Raw genomic sequence first — 14,471 nt, 5'->3', positions numbered from 1 at the left:
CTATCTATGTCATCCGCTACCCGATTTCCTCCCAGAACGATCCGTCTTGCCGCGTATGTGCTCATACTCGGCGTCGCTGTACTGGCGGCCTGCCTTTGGCTATTCACCGGCTCGACCAGCGAGACCACCAATGACGCCTATGTGACGGCCGATTTCACGCTGGTCGCGCCGCGTGTCGCGGGCCAGCTTTCCGAGGTGCTCGTCGAAGACAACCAGCAGGTGAAAGCCGGGCAACTGCTGGTACGCATCGACGACCGCGACTTCCGCGCCGCGTTGATGAGCGCGCAGGCGGACGTGGCGGCAGCGAAGGCATCGGTCGCGAACTACGAGGCCGAGATTGCGCGGCAGCCCGCGCTCGTCGATCAGGCGCGTGCCACGCTTCGCGCGGATGACGCGACGCTCGAGTTTGCGCGTGCGAACGCCTCGCGCTACCGCAATCTGTCGGAAACCGGCGCGGGCACGACGCAGGAGCAGCAGCACGCCGCGAGCGCGCTGGCCGAGGAACTCGCGCAGCAGGCTCGCAACCGGGCCGCACTCGTGGCGACCGAGCAGAACCTCGACGTGCTGAAGACCCAGCGCGACAAGGCGGCCGGCGCGCTGGCGCACGCCGAAGCCGCGCTCGAACAGGCGAAGCTCAACCTGTCGTATACGGAGATCCGCGCGCCCGTCGACGGCAAGGTTGGACGGCGTTCGGCACGGGTCGGCGCATTCGTGACGACCGGCGCGCCGCTGCTCGCGATCGTGCCGCTGTCGGACGCCTATATCGTCGCCAACTTCCAGGAAAACCAGCTCGCCCGGATGCGGCCCGGCGACGCTGTTCGGATCAAGGTCGACAGTTTTCCGGGCGAAGTGATCCGGGGACACGTCGATAGTCTTGCCCCCGCCACGGGTGTGAGCTTCGCGCCTATTGCGCCCGATAACGCAACGGGCAACTTCACGAAGGTCGTCCAGCGCGTGCCGGTCAAGATCACGATCGACCACGGACAACAGGCCGCGTCCGCTTTGAGCGTGGGCCTGTCCGTCGAAACGGAGGTCGCCGTCGGCAAGCGTGCCGATATGCGCATCGCGGGAGCGGACGCGAAATGAATGCGAGCGACTCCTCCCTCCGCACACCGGCGCTCGCGCTGTTGCTGAGCTCCCTGCTCACGGGCTGCCTGGTCGGCCCGAACTTCGAACGTCCGCAGACGGCCACGCCCGACGTGTTCAACCGCACCCAGACCGCGCAGGCTTCGAGCAAAGCGGTCGAATCCGAATTCAGTCCGCAATGGTGGACGCTCTTCAACGATCCCGTGCTGGACTCGCTGGAGAACCAGCTGAGCGATGCGAATCTCGATGTCGCGGCCGCGTCGGCGCGCCTGCGGCAAAGCCGGGCGGAACAGCGCATTGCCGGTGCCGAAGAATATCCGACGCTGGCCGGCGCCGCCTCCTATAACCGCGAGCGCGGAAGTCCGAACGGCATCCTGTCGCTGCTTGGCGTCACCCCGACGGGAAGTCAGCCGCAGTCGGCATCGGGCAGCGCGCCGCTAGGCGTGGCGCCGTTGCCGGGCGCCAAAGGCTCGCCCGCTTACGATCTCTACCAGTTCGGCTTCGATGCATCATGGGAGCTCGATTTCTGGGGTCGCGCCCGACGCGGTGTCGAGGCCGCTTCGGCGCTCGCCGATGCGTCGTACGAGGACCGCAACGCGATCCTGTTGTCCGCCCGCGCCGAACTCGCCCGCGACTACATCCAGTTGCGCGACACGCAAGCGTTGCTGCAAATCGCGAAACAGAACCTGGCGATCGCACACGACGCCACGAAGCTCACGCAAACGCGGGTGCATGAAGGCGTCACCACGGAGCTGGATGTAGCCAACGCGATGGCCCAGGCGGAGTCGATCGAAAGCCTGATCCCGACGCTCGAATCGCGCAACGAGACCACCATCAATGCGATTGGCGTGCTACTGGCGAAGGAACCTGGCGCATTAAGACAGATGCTCGCCGAGCCGCACGATGTGCCGGCACTGCCTGATCAGGTGCCCATTGGCGTGCCGTCGGAACTGGTGCAGCGCAGACCCGACATCAGGAAAGCGGAGGCTCAGCTGCACGCGGCCACCGCGACGATCGGCATGGCGAAGGCCGACTTCTATCCACGCATCTCGCTGAACGGCAGCGCCGGGTTCCAGAGCCTGCAGCTCTCGAATCTCGCCGACTGGGCGTCCGGGCAGTTTGTCGTGGGACCGTCGATCACGCTGCCTATCTTCCAAGGCGGACGCCTCAAGGGCACGCTTCATCTGCGCGAGGCACAGCAGCAGGAGGCGGCGATTGTCTACAAGCACACCGTGCTTCAGGCATGGCGCGAGGTGGACGATGCGCTCGTCGTCTATGACGCGGAACAGCGGCGGCGTGATCGCCTGAAAACGGTCGTGAGCCTGAACCAGCGTGCGCTATCGATTGCGCGGCAACGGTACAAGGCCGGTGCGGTCGATTTTCTCGACGTGCTGAACGTGCAGAAACAGTTGCTCGATGCGCAGAGCAACCTCGAACAAAGCAAGGCCGACGCCGACGCGAACCTCATCACGTTGTGCAAGGTGCTCGGCGGCGGGTGGGAGTCAACGTATGCCAGACAGGACAGTGCACATTGACGTGGCATGCTATTGCGTGTGATTGTGCGCTGACCATGAGCAGACGTTGTAGGCGCGCTCTCGTGATTCAGGAGGAAGCATGGCTCGATTGCTCTCGGTGAATGTCGGACTACCGCGCGACATTGACTGGAAAGGCCGCACGGTCCACACGGGAATCTGGAAGGAGCCGGCGCACGCGCGTTGTTGGGCCGGCCGCCTGAATCTGACCGGCGATGGTCAGGGTGATCTGGCTGGGCACGGCGGCGAGCAGCGAGCCGTGTTCGTCTACCAGATCGAGTCCTATCGCCATTGGCAGGCGCAACTGAAGCGGAGCGACTTCGTCTACGGACAGTTCGGCGAGAACTTCACGATCGAAGGCATGCCGGACTCCGACGTATGCATCGGCGACCGCTATCGGATCGGCACGGCCTTGTTCGAAGTGACGCAACCTCGCGTGACCTGCTATCGCGTCGGCATTCGGACGAACGAGCCCCGCATGCCTGCGTTGCTGACATCCAGCGGACGGCCGGGTTTCTATTTGCGCGTCCTGCAGGAGGGTGCCGTCGGCGCCGGCGACGACATCGTGAAAGTCGGCGAGGCAACAGAGCGCATGAGCGTCACCGAGATCAATGCGCTCCTGTATTCCCCTCATCATCCGCGCGATCGGCTGGAGCAGGCCTTGCGCATCGAGGCACTGTCGCCCGGCTGGCGTGGGTCGTTCGAGGCGTTGTTGCGCGACCAGACAAGGGGTGCAGCGAGCGGGAATGCAGGCCTTGCGCCCGCCGCTGCCGCGCATCCGGTTGCCCCCGGATTTCGGCCACTTACGGTGACGGCGATTGAACCGGCGTGCGCCGATGTGCTCTCGCTGACGTTGCAAAGCGCGAACGGTCAACCGCTGCAAACGGCGCTGCCCGGTCAGTACGTGGTGTTGCGTCTGCCACGGCCCGCCGGCGGCCCGCCACTCTTTCGCAGCTACTCGCTTTCGGGCGAAGCATCGACCGAGCGCTATCGGATCAGCGTCAAGGTCGAGCCGCATGGGGCAGCGGGAACCTACCTGCAAGCGCACGTCCGTGCAGGCGATGCACTCGATGTCAGCGCGCCGCGCGGCAGCTTTGTTCTGCAGCCCGGCGACGGTCCGCTTGTTCTTCTCAGCGCGGGAATCGGCGTGACGCCGGTTCTTGCCATGCTGCATGCGCTGGCCGCGGCGGGCTCGACGCGGCAGGTGTGGTGGCTTCACGGCGCTCGCGACCGGCAACACCATGCGTTCGCGGACGAAGCCCGCGCTCTGGTGCACAAACTGACGCACGGGCGCAGCTATGTCTGCTACAGCCGGCCGGATGCGAGCGAGCGCATCGGCGAGAATTTCGATGCGCTCGGCCACCTCTCGCGGACGGCGCTCGACGAGGCAGGCGTGCCGCAAGGCGCGGATTTCTACCTCTGCGGCCCGACGCGCTTCATGGCGGACATGAAAATGGTGCTCGCCGCGCTGAGCGTCGCGCCGGAGCGGATTCACGCTGAAATCTTTAGCGGCGGTGAGACTTTGACACCGGGCATCGTCGGCACTTCGGCGCGCGCGCCGCACCAGCCGACCGAGGATGCCGACACCGGGCCGCTGGTTTCATTTGCCCGCAGCGGCGTCGCGGCGCACTGGAATGCGGCGCTGTATCCGAACATTCTGGAGTTGGCCGAAGCGTGTGACGTGCCGGTTCGATGGTCGTGTCGAACCGGTGTTTGTCACAACTGTGAAAGCGGACTGGTTTCGGGGACGGTGAACTATAGTCCCGAGCCGCTCGACATGCCCGCGCAAGGGAACGTGCTGGTCTGCTGTTCCCAGCCGGCTGGTGACGTCGTCATTGATTTGTGAGCACGAACCTGTCCGCCTCTTTCGAGGCGAACAGCCTTTTCACAAACGCTGCCCTTGAAGATCGGTCACGGCTTGAACTCGGAGAGATCCGGCCGCAAGTGCAGCGTCAACGCCACGCATATCAGACCGAAGCCGACGCGCGGGGCGACGATCGCAACCAGCATGGCTGACGTGAACCCCGCAAGGACGATCAGCGATCGGCATCTCGCTGTACGCCGCATACGCGCGGACACCATGCTGGCATCCGCCTGGGTCAATACCTGATGTTCGAAAACGTTGTACGCCGCGTCGATACATATAAACAGACCTGCGTAAAACATCACGGACGACGACGCGAGCTGGGTCGTTGCTACCCACGCGGTCGCAAACGGCAACAGCGAGACCAGGAAGAGATGAACGAAGTTGACCCATATCATTCCCAGCGTCGGCGGACCGACGAACCGCATCAGGTGATGGTGATTGATCCAGATGATCGCGACGAAAAGATAGCTCACCGCGTAGCTGAGGGCGATCGGCCATAGAGGCAACAGCGCCGAGAACGAATGCTCCTCCGGTGCCTTGAGCTCCAGCACCATGATGGTCACGATCACTGCGAAGACGCCGTCTGAAAAAGCAGCTAGACGTTCGGCGGTTGCTTTTGCTTCACGCATGGCGGGCTCCCTGGGATAAGCAAGAAGTCATTTCAACAGCAACGGCCGCGCTCGGACAGTCAAGACAGCATACAAACCAAAACATGCGACATAAGCAGGACCGTGGCCGCCAGGGGCGGGCACGGTCCTCATATCCGCAGAACGACCAACGTCCAGCGGTTCGGAGCATCGATCGATATCGATCCGGCCGCTTAGTGCCCGGAAAGCAGAACGTTGGCGATGACGCCTGTCGCGATGGCAGCGAGTACGTAGTCCCCGTTCACGCCCACCCACTGATACCCGCGCGGCGGCGCTTGCAGTCCATGCCCGTGCCAGTCGTCGACGACGTAATTATGATCGCGGTACTCCGCCGGAAGCCGCTCGCCCTTGTGCCAGTCGTTATGAGGAATGGGACCACCGGGACCTCCGCGCGACGCGTCGTGCGGAGCAGGCCCGTGACCCTTTCCATGTGGAGCCCCGTGACCAGGGTTTGGCTTGTTGTGCGAAGACGGGCCATTGCCGTGGTCATCGTGATGCGGCTGCGCGAAAGCGGCCACCGACGTGCCAAGTAACGAAGCGATCAAAAGCGGTGCGATGATTCTCGACTTCATGTCTGTGTCCCAGAGAGGATGGCGGGAGATCGGTTTAACACGCGGTTTGGTGCGCGAAGGGGCGTCTGACAGACTGGCTATTGAGCGGCCATGGGCCTGCTCCCCAGCCGCACCGCGTGCGACGGCAAGCCTGGCAAAATGCGATGTAAGTGTATGTTAAATAGTGTTTGGGCGTCACGCGTAATAAAAACGACACAAGCCTCAATAGCCGACGCCGGCGACCGTTTTTTCATCGAGTCCCACATTTGCATTAACATCGTCACACTGAACGTATTGAACGCACCGTGTCGCGACCAGAAATGCTGGTTTGATATTCCACCGTGAAGAGGGAGACGATCGTGGCTGATGAGAAGATGCTGGCGCAAGTTTGTGAGAAACAGGGATTTTTTGCCGCCCTGGACCAGAGCGGCGGATCGACCCCTGGCGCATTGCGGCTTTATGGCATTCCGGAGAGCGCCTACAGCAATGACGCCGAGATGTTCAAGCTGATACACGAGATGCGCGTGCGCATCATCACGGCACCCGCCTTTACGGGGGAGAAGATCATCGGGGCCATCCTGTTCGAAGCGACCATGGACGGACAGGCGCAGGGGAAACCCGTTCCGACCTTCCTGTGGGAGGAGCGCGGCGTGGTGCCGTTCCTGAAGGTCGATAAGGGCCTGGAAGCCGAAGCCGACGGTGTCCAGTTGATGAAGCCGATTCCCGGCCTGGACGATCTGCTCGCCAGGGCCGCGAAGCTCGGTATCTGCGGCACCAAGATGCGCTCGGTCATCAACCTGAATTCGCCAGCCGGGATCGCTGCGATTGCCAGGCAACAGTTCGAGTTGGCCGCACAGATCGACGCGCACGGTCTCATGCCGATCCTCGAGCCCGAGATTTCGATCAAGAGTCCGGACAAGCCGGGGGCTGAAGCCACCCTCCTCGCGGAACTGACCAAAGGCCTCGATGCGTTGCCGGATAGCCGTCAAGTGATGCTCAAGCTGACCATACCGGACGTAGCGGACTTCTATCGTCCGCTGATCGAGCACCCGCGTGTCGCACGGGTAGTCGCGCTTTCCGGCGGCTACACGCGAGCCGACGCGTGCAAACGGCTCGCGTCGAATCACGGCATGATCGCCAGCTTCTCACGGGCTTTGATCAACGAGCTCAAGGCATCGATGAGCGACAGTGAATTCAACACGACGCTCGAGAAATCCGTCGACGAGATCTATCAGGCCTCCGTCGTCAAGGTTTGAAGCGGCTTTCAGGAGACCGCGCCTGGCGAATCGAGGCCCTGGTTCGCCGAACGTGAACGGGCTGCTTTGTCCGGCTTCATGGCCGGACAAAGCGCGCGGCCTGATGCTCCTCGAATTCTTCCTCGCACATTCGCGTAAAGCGCGCCATGGCCTAAGCACCGCTATCGATCCAACTTCGGCCTCTCGCCGCGACACGGCGAACGCTGCATCCTGCTTATTTTGGCGAGCAGCTTCGGACCGTCTTTTTACAATAATATCGGGGCGCTGGCGTCCGCTCCGAATGGCCAGCGTGCCGCCAGTTCCGGAACCCCGAAGATGAACCGTTTGCCGCCGCTGCGCGCCCTCCAGGCATTCGATGCCGTGGTTCGCAACAAGAATGTCGTCGCCGCCGCCGAATCACTGCACGTGACGCCCGGAGCAGTCAGTCAACAGATCCGCCAGCTCGAAGAATTCCTCGGCGTCGCGCTGTTCGACCGCGAAAGCACCGGCCTGCGCCCCACCGCGCTCGGCCAGCTCTACCACGAGCACGTGGCCCGCGGCTTCGAATGCTTTCATGCCGCGCACACGGCCCTGGAAGCGGCGCAGCATGGTCCTCACCTGACACTCAGTACGTTCCCTTCGGTTGCAACGCATTGGTTTGCGTCGCGGCTGGATAAGTGGCACACGCTATCACCCGGCGTGCGCGTCCACGTGGAGGCCACGGATCGCGAGCCGAAGCGCGGCGAAAGCAATTGGGATGTCCGCATGACGTACGGAACGCCGCCCGCGGACGGAGCCCACTACCGTCTGCTATTCACCGACCGGGTGACACCGGTGTGCTCGCCGTCACTGCTGCGGGCGGACCAGCCGATCGAGCAGCCCGCGGATTTGCTGCACTACCCGCTTGTCCATGTCGAGTGGGGCTGGAACGAGAGGTCGCCGCCGACCTGGGGCGACTGGTTGCGCGCAGCCGGCGTCCCCGTGCCAGACACACTGGCTCCGTTGACCTACTCGCTTTCGGGCATGGCCGTCGATGCGACGCTGCGCGGCAGAGGCGTGTCGCTCGGTCAGGGACTTTTCACTGCCGATAGCCTGACGCAGGGACTGCTGATCGCACCCTTCAGGATCTCGCTGCCCATGCCGTATCCGTACTACCTGGTGTGGCAACCCGGCGCGCTCGAGGCGCCGGACGCACGGCAATTCCTCGACTGGCTGACCGAGGAAGCCGCGCAGACGCAACGCGACATCAACGCGATATTTGGTTGACCCTTCGTCATTACGGACACCGGGCGCACCGCTCGTGTTTTAGAAAAACTATAGAGGCTCCGCAGATTAAATGGTTTGTCGGCGTCTATGCGCCACCCTATGCTCGAAAGCGAATCCATGCGCATCAGCCATCGCTGTTTGCCGCTGCGTGCCTGCCGCATGGTTTCAGCTAACCGGCCAAATCATAGGGATCACGCATGAACATGAACACAGGGCACGATAGCCTGCGGGCTCGTCCAAAGCACATTAGCGAAGTGCTGCTCGGCGATGACGACATATCGATCGAGGAATTTATCGCGGTCGCAAAGCATGGCGCGAAGGTCCGCTTCTCGCAGAAATATTGCGAGCGCGTGTCGCGCTCGCGCATGCTGGTCGAACGGTTTCTCGAGGAAAATCGCCTCGTCTACGGCGTCACCACCGGATTCGGCGACAACTCCACCCGCGTGATCCGGCCGGAAGAGGCCGAAGATCTGCAACGCAATATCGTGCGCTCGCACGCGGTCTCGGTGGGCGCCCCGCTGCCGCGCGAGGTTGTCCGCGCGACTCAGCTCATGATCCTGAACAGCCTTGGAAAAGGCTATTCCGGTGTCACGCTCGACTTACTGCTGCAGATTGCGGAATTGCTCAATCACGGCATCACGCCGGTAGCGCCTGGTGACGGCTCGGTCGGCTACCTCGGACCCGAAGCGCACATGGCCCTCGTGCTGATCGGCGAAGGCGAGGCGACTTATGGCGATGAACGGATGAGCGGTCTGGAAGCGCTGCACAAAGCCGGCCTGAAACCTCATACCCTGCGTTGCAAGGAGGGGCTCGCGCTGGTCAACGGCACGACCTCGGTGACCGCAATCGGCATGCTCGCGCTGCATAACGCGCTGGAAGCGTCCAAGGTCGCCGACATTGCCGCTGCCATGTCCCTGCAGCCGCTCAAGGGCACAACACGCTCGCTCGACGCGCGCTATCACTCGGTCAAGAAACACCGGGACCAGTCCAACGCGGCCGACAATCTGCGACGAATTCTCGCCGGCAGCGCATTGACCGAACGCTTTGTCGATTACCGCTTGCAGGATACCTACAGTCTGCGAGCCATGGCGCAAGTCCATGGCGCCTCGAAGCGAGCCATCAATGATGCGCGCGAGGCCATTCTCGACGAGGTCGGTTCTTGCGGCGACAACCCCGTCATCTATCCCCACGAGGGCGACGGCCTCGCCATTTCAGGCGCGAATTTCGATGGCACGTTCGTTGGCATCGCGAGCGACCTCCTCTGCATCGCGATGACCAATCTCGCCAAAATCTCCGAACGCCGGACCGACCGGCTGGTGAACCCGCACTTCAGCGAACTGCCGGCGTTCCTCGCGCCGCGCCCCGGTCTGAATAGCGGCTACATGATCGTTCAGTACACCGCCGCGGGCCTGCTCGGAGAAATGCGTATCCTGTCTCATCCTGCGAGCGTGGATAGCGTCTCGACGAGCGGCAATCAGGAAGACCCCGTGAGCTTTGCGTATCTTGCCGCGCGCAAGGCTTACGAGACGTCGCAGAAACTCCAGCATGTGCTCGCGATCGAACTGATGGTGGCGACCCAGGCTCTGGATTTCTTCGACCCGGCAGACGCCTCGCCTGCCACGGCAGCGGTCTACGCCCGGATCAGGCAGAAGGTGCCCAAGGTGGAGGGCGATCGCTTCTTCCACCCGGACATGGTGCACATTCACGAACTGGTCACGCAGGGCGATCTGCTGAGCGTCGTCGAGAACATCACCGGCGCGCTGCACGAATAACTGCTCCACTGATGGCAAACGAGCCGTCGATTCCAGGGATATCGACGGCTCGTTAAAAACCAGTCAAGCCAAACTGCGTCTCGACCATAAATTCAGCTTCAGGGCGTGACGTCCGTTTTGAACCACTTCTGACTGAGCGTGTGCACCGTCCCGTCAGCAAGCGCCGCGGCAATTGCCTGGTCGAACATGGCTTTCAGGTCCGTGTCGGCTTTGCGCAAACCGAGCGCTTCACCGTCCCCCCAGATTGGACCGCCGATCTTCGGACCGGTGAATCCCAACGTCGCGTTGGCGGGTTTCGACAAGGCGGACGCATAGTAGGATGCGTCGTCGAACGCCACGTCGATACGTCCCGCGATCAGATCGATGTCGTGTTCCGGAGCGTTCTTGTATTCGCGAATGCTCGCAATATCCTTGAAGTTCTCGTTGATGAATTTGCTGTAGACCGTCCCCGTGACGATCCCGATCGATTTGCCCTTCAAGCTGACGCGCAGCAGGTCGACGGCCGGCCTGTCGACTGCCGGATTGCCGGTCAGCTTGATGGGTACGGCGCCTGGCGGCAGCTTCGGCAGCACGCCCGACCCGACCGAGACAAAAGCGGCTGGCGTATTTGCATATGGCTTTGAAAAGGTGATCGCCTTCTTACGCTCGTCACTGATCGACAGGGCATCCATGATCACGTCGAATTTGCCGGAGTTCAACCCGGGAATCAACCCGTCCCAGTCTTGCGCGATCAGTTTGCACTGGACGCGCATACGCGTGCAGAGATTTTTCGCAAGCTCCGGTTCGAACCCATCCAGCGTGCCGTCCGGACGTGTCAGATTCCACGGTTCATAGCTGCCCTCGAGGGCAATGGTGACGGTCTTCCACTCCTTCGCGTAGCTGGTTGAAGAAAACGCGACGGCCATGACGGACGCCGCGCAAGCCACTGCCTTTACAACGTCCCGACGACTGAGGTTCATTTGAAGTCTCCCTGCCTATGGATTTGAATGCAAATACCCGTGCCGCTCACGCCAACTCGTCAAGCACCAACACGGATGAATTCGACCTCGATACGCACGGCAGGAAGCACGTCCCGGCCGCGCGTTCGTCATCGGTCAGATAGGTGTCGCGATGGTCGGGCTCGCCCGCGAGAACGCGCATCATGCAAGTCCCGCACACGCCCACTTCGCACGACGATGGCAGGTCGAATCCCGCCTCGCGCAGAGACGCCAGCACGGTCTTGCCTGGCGGGACGGGTATTGCGTCGCTCCTGCCTTCGAGCCGTACCGAAAACTCGCGTTCGTCGCCGGCAACCGGCACCGCAGGGCCGAACGACTCCTGATGCACGAACGGTTCGCCCAGCATGTCGCGGGCAAGGCGTACCGTCATCTCCATGAAGGCGAGCGGTCCGCAAACATAGAGATGCGTGTTGGGCAACGCGGCAGACAGCAGACCGGCAATACACTCGCGAGTCGCGGCTGGCGAGAGGCCGACGTGGATATGCGCGTGGTCCGCAAGAGGTAATCGTCCGAACTCCGTACGGAATACGACAGACGCGTCGCTGCGAGCAAAATAGGCGAGCGTGTACCGCTTTTGCGATGCCGCGAGCGCGTAGGCCATCGAGAGAATCGGCGTGACGCCGATTCCGCCGGCAATCAAAAGGTGCTGATCTGCCGTATCGCTCAAGGCAAACGCGTTGCGCGGCGTCCCGATCCGCATGCGCGTGCCGACCTGCGCGGCGCTATGCAGCCATGCGGATCCGCCGCGGGACGCGGGTTCGCGTTTGACGGCGATGCGGTACTCCGGTGCGCTGGCGTCTGCGCCGCACAGCGAGTACTGGCGCACCCGTCCACTCGGAAGATGAACGTCGATATGCGAGCCGGGCGCGTACGCCGGCAACGCCGCACCGTCTGTACGGGCAAGCCGGAATACACGGATGTCGTCAGCCGCCGCGCTGACGTCAATGATGCGCACTTCAATCGTATCTGTACCGGCGCTCATCGCAGTAATCTCCAGGGAAGTCACGAAACGACCTGTTGTGGCGCACGCTCGGCTTCGATCATCTTTTGCAGCATGCGGCGAAAACGCAGCGGCGCAGCGTCGGTTTCAATGTCCGTATTAGGCGTTCGCTTGTTCGTCATGCCGTCATCGACCGCGGACAGCACGACCAGATCCTCATTGAATGCGCTGATGAAATCGTCGGTGAGCGCGCGGTCTGTCGCTGCGCAATCAGGCCGGAAGTTGCGCACCTGAAACCAGAAGTAGCGACAGCTATGCTCGGTCACCGGCGTAACGAAGTTATATGAGTCGAGCAGGAACACGTCCGGATGCAACCGCCCCTGCGGCGCACCTGAATTCGCCGGTGCAATGATGTCGCGAATAATCGCGTGCGACGGATAGCGCACTTCATAATGCTGCAGCCGGTCGGCATGTCCGGCGAAGCTCACATACGGGCGGAAGAACGGCGCGAGTTCGCAATCCAGCATCCACCGCGAGGCGAGCACGCCGTTGTCGAGGACCGTCATCCTGACCGGTACATCCGCGGTGGCGAAGTTACCCAGCGAAGTCTTGTGGACATACGTGACGTGAGACGGATCGAGCAGGTTATCCGTCATGTACTGATAGCCGCAGTTCACGTCCATCGCAGGACCGAGATTGACGCCCCACGCCGGATCGTCGTAGTGCGCAACGGTCAGTATTTCGTCCGGATCAGCCAACTCGGGGTTGCCCGTCCAGATCCAGACCAATCCGTAGCGTTCGGCTACCGGATAGCGTCTCACGCAAGCCTTCGGTGGAATCCTGGCAAGACCTGGCGCATGCACGCAAACGCCGTCGGGACTGAACTCCAGTCCGTGATAACCACAGCGCAGGTTGTCGCCCGTCACCTCGCCCATCGAAAGAGGCAGCTTGCGATGCGGGCACGCATCTTCAAGCGCGATCACCGCATGCTCCAAACCGCGATAGAGTACGACCGGCTCCTCCAGAATGATTCGTCTCACCGGCTTGTCTTCGATCTCGTCGCTCCAGGCAGCGACATACCACGCGTTCCGCAAATACATTCCCTGCCCCCTTTCGTGTTCAATCAATCGTCCAGTGGGCAAAGAATAGGAACAACAGCAGCAGATCATCAAACGATTTGAACTACAGCCGAGGCTTAGTTTTTCTAAAGACACTCGCGAGGGCACTTCAATTCGCTTCGTGCAACGCTTCCCGGCATGATGCTAAGTACTCTTAATATGTAAGGAGTTTCCCGAGGATTGACCGCTTCCGGATCAAAACCGCTTGCGGCAGATGTTTTAATTGTGCAGACTTGTCTATACAAATTTTGTCGCGCAAGTCACTAAGGGACCAGTCATGAAATCACGTGCTGCAGTTGCATTCGGTCCAGGACAACCCCTGGAAATCGTCGAGATCGATGTTGCGCCGCCGAAGAAAGGCGAAGTGCTGGTAAAGATCTCCCATACGGGCGTATGCCACACGGACGCCTTCACGCTCTCGGGCGACGACCCCGAAGGCCTGTTTCCCTGCGTGCTCGGCCATGAAGGCGCAGGCGTTGTCGTGGAAATCGGCGAAGGCGTCACGTCGGTCCAGCCCGGCGACCACGTGATCCCGCTTTACACCGCGGAGTGCGGCGAATGCCTGTTCTGCAAGTCGGGCAAGACAAACCTGTGCGTCGCCGTACGTGCCACCCAGGGCAAAGGCGTGATGCCGGACGGTACCACCCGCTTCTCCTACAACGGCCAGCCTATCTATCACTACATGGGTTGCTCGACGTTCAGCGAGTACACCGTGGTCGCCGAAGTCTCCCTTGCAAAGATCAATCCGGCTGCCAATCACGAACAGGTCTGCCTGCTGGGTTGCGGCGTCACAACGGGTATCGGCGCCGTGCACAATACCGCGAAGGTGCAGCCTGGCGACAGCGTCGCCGTGTTCGGACTCGGCGGCATCGGGCTCGCTGTCATTCAGGGGGCTCGCCAGGCCAAGGCCGGCCGGATCATCGCGATCGACACCAACCCTTCGAAGTTCGAGCTGGCGAAAGTCTTCGGCGCCACGGATTGCGTGAATCCGAAAGACCATGAAAAGCCGATCCAGCAGGTCATCGTCGAGATGACCGGTTGGGGCGTCGACCATTCATTCGAATGCATCGGCAACGTCAATATCATGCGTGCGGCGCTCGAGTGCGCACACCGCGGCTGGGGACAGTCCGTCGTCATAGGTGTTGCGGGGGCCGGTCAGGAAATCTCGACACGCCCGTTCCAGCTGGTGACGGGCCGCACATGGAAAGGCACAGCATTTGGTGGCGTGAAGGGCCGCTCACAACTGCCGGGCATGGTGGAAGACGCCATGCGAGGCGATATTCAGCTTGCCCCGTTCGTCACGCACAGATTGCCGCTTGATCAGATTAACGAAGCATTCGATCTGATGCACGACGGCAAATCGATTCGCACGGTGATCAACTACTAGGACACGACTGTGCGCCGTCTTCGGTGCAACTTCATCGCGCCGATTTTCATTCAGAAACATTGGAGGTGACAG

The 14,471-nt window shown here is 61.9% G+C and carries 12 protein-coding genes; 7 read left to right on the top strand and 5 right to left on the bottom strand.

The features are described from left to right. The first annotated feature begins 6 nt into the window (after positions 1-6). The 3 genes from B0G74_RS08555 to B0G74_RS08545 all read left to right on the top strand — a co-directional run bounded on the left by B0G74_RS08555 (position 7) and on the right by B0G74_RS08545 (position 4,464). Positions 7-1,086, top strand: coding sequence for an HlyD family secretion protein (locus B0G74_RS08555; RefSeq protein ID WP_132374396.1), 1,080 nt, complete (start codon positions 7-9; stop codon positions 1,084-1,086). Beyond that, a complete protein-coding gene (locus B0G74_RS08550; protein WP_132374395.1) occupies positions 1,083-2,621 on the top strand; it encodes an efflux transporter outer membrane subunit in 1,539 nt (512 codons plus the stop codon). Before B0G74_RS08555 ends, B0G74_RS08550 begins: the two co-directional genes overlap by 4 nt. Before the next feature lie 79 nt (positions 2,622-2,700). Further along, complete coding sequence (locus B0G74_RS08545; protein WP_132374394.1) at positions 2,701-4,464, top strand: MOSC and FAD-binding oxidoreductase domain-containing protein; 1,764 nt, start codon at positions 2,701-2,703, stop codon at positions 4,462-4,464. Positions 4,465-4,529: 65 nt separating this feature from the next. On the opposite strand, the gene B0G74_RS08540 is transcribed toward B0G74_RS08545, so the two are convergent. Then, positions 4,530-5,114 carry a TMEM175 family protein gene (locus B0G74_RS08540; protein WP_132374393.1) on the bottom strand — a complete coding sequence of 195 codons (585 nt, stop codon included), beginning with the start codon at positions 5,112-5,114 and terminating at the stop codon, positions 4,530-4,532. Between the two features lie 191 nt (positions 5,115-5,305). Next, positions 5,306-5,704, bottom strand: a complete 399-nt coding sequence (locus B0G74_RS08535) for an RcnB family protein (RefSeq protein WP_132374392.1) — start codon at positions 5,702-5,704, stop codon at positions 5,306-5,308. A gap of 353 nt (positions 5,705-6,057) precedes the next feature. Here B0G74_RS08535 and B0G74_RS08530 point away from each other — a divergent pair, with 353 nt between their 5' ends. The 3 genes from B0G74_RS08530 to hutH all read left to right on the top strand — a co-directional run bounded on the left by B0G74_RS08530 (position 6,058) and on the right by hutH (position 9,956). Beyond that, on the top strand, positions 6,058-6,939 hold the full coding sequence (locus B0G74_RS08530; RefSeq protein ID WP_342960550.1) for a fructose bisphosphate aldolase: 882 nt from the start codon (positions 6,058-6,060) through the stop codon (positions 6,937-6,939). A 324-nt stretch (positions 6,940-7,263) separates the two neighbouring features. Next, a complete protein-coding gene (locus B0G74_RS08525; protein WP_165923837.1) occupies positions 7,264-8,184 on the top strand; it encodes a LysR substrate-binding domain-containing protein in 921 nt (306 codons plus the stop codon). Positions 8,185-8,381: 197 nt separating this feature from the next. Further along, positions 8,382-9,956, top strand: a complete 1,575-nt coding sequence (gene hutH, locus B0G74_RS08520) for a histidine ammonia-lyase (protein WP_132374389.1) — start codon at positions 8,382-8,384, stop codon at positions 9,954-9,956. A 98-nt stretch (positions 9,957-10,054) separates the two neighbouring features. Here the strand turns inward: hutH and B0G74_RS08515 are convergent, their stop codons facing one another. The 3 genes from B0G74_RS08515 to B0G74_RS08505 form a co-directional block, all read right to left on the bottom strand. Next, on the bottom strand, positions 10,055-10,861 hold the full coding sequence (locus tag B0G74_RS08515) for a transporter substrate-binding domain-containing protein (RefSeq protein ID WP_243658257.1): 807 nt from the start codon (positions 10,859-10,861) through the stop codon (positions 10,055-10,057). A gap of 100 nt (positions 10,862-10,961) precedes the next feature. Beyond that, the gene (locus tag B0G74_RS08510; RefSeq protein WP_132374387.1) at positions 10,962-11,936 is read right to left on the bottom strand and encodes a PDR/VanB family oxidoreductase; all 975 of its coding nucleotides are present in this window, start codon (positions 11,934-11,936) and stop codon (positions 10,962-10,964) included. A 20-nt stretch (positions 11,937-11,956) separates the two neighbouring features. Next, positions 11,957-12,994: an aromatic ring-hydroxylating dioxygenase subunit alpha gene (locus B0G74_RS08505; RefSeq protein ID WP_132374386.1), complete on the bottom strand. Its 1,038-nt coding sequence runs from the start codon at positions 12,992-12,994 to the stop codon at positions 11,957-11,959. A gap of 295 nt (positions 12,995-13,289) precedes the next feature. On the opposite strand from B0G74_RS08505, the gene B0G74_RS08500 reads away from it, so the two are divergent. Continuing rightward, entirely contained in the window at positions 13,290-14,399 is a 1,110-nt protein-coding gene (locus B0G74_RS08500; protein ID WP_132374385.1) for an S-(hydroxymethyl)glutathione dehydrogenase/class III alcohol dehydrogenase, read from the top strand. Positions 14,400-14,471 lie beyond the last annotated feature (72 nt).

The sequence above is a fragment of the Paraburkholderia sp. BL9I2N2 genome (genome assembly GCF_004339745.1).
Lineage (GTDB): Bacteria > Pseudomonadota > Gammaproteobacteria > Burkholderiales > Burkholderiaceae > Paraburkholderia.
This window is presented reverse-complemented; position numbering and strand designations above follow the sequence as displayed.

Excerpts from the sequence above, each read along its gene's own strand:
- B0G74_RS08555 (WP_132374396.1), top strand. The coding sequence starts at position 7 with ATGTCATCCGCTACCCGATTTCCTCCCAGAACGATCCGTCTTGCCGCG.
- B0G74_RS08550 (WP_132374395.1), top strand. The coding sequence starts at position 1,083 with ATGAATGCGAGCGACTCCTCCCTCCGCACACCGGCGCTCGCGCTGTTG.
- B0G74_RS08545 (WP_132374394.1), top strand. The coding sequence starts at position 2,701 with ATGGCTCGATTGCTCTCGGTGAATGTCGGACTACCGCGCGACATTGAC.
- B0G74_RS08540 (WP_132374393.1), bottom strand. The coding sequence starts at position 5,114 with ATGCGTGAAGCAAAAGCAACCGCCGAACGTCTAGCTGCTTTTTCAGAC.
- B0G74_RS08535 (WP_132374392.1), bottom strand. The coding sequence starts at position 5,704 with ATGAAGTCGAGAATCATCGCACCGCTTTTGATCGCTTCGTTACTTGGC.
- B0G74_RS08530 (WP_342960550.1), top strand. The coding sequence starts at position 6,058 with ATGCTGGCGCAAGTTTGTGAGAAACAGGGATTTTTTGCCGCCCTGGAC.
- hutH (WP_132374389.1), top strand. The coding sequence starts at position 8,382 with ATGAACATGAACACAGGGCACGATAGCCTGCGGGCTCGTCCAAAGCAC.
- B0G74_RS08515 (WP_243658257.1), bottom strand. The coding sequence starts at position 10,861 with ATGGCCGTCGCGTTTTCTTCAACCAGCTACGCGAAGGAGTGGAAGACC.
- B0G74_RS08510 (WP_132374387.1), bottom strand. The coding sequence starts at position 11,936 with ATGAGCGCCGGTACAGATACGATTGAAGTGCGCATCATTGACGTCAGC.
- B0G74_RS08505 (WP_132374386.1), bottom strand. The coding sequence starts at position 12,994 with ATGTATTTGCGGAACGCGTGGTATGTCGCTGCCTGGAGCGACGAGATC.
- B0G74_RS08500 (WP_132374385.1), top strand. The coding sequence starts at position 13,290 with ATGAAATCACGTGCTGCAGTTGCATTCGGTCCAGGACAACCCCTGGAA.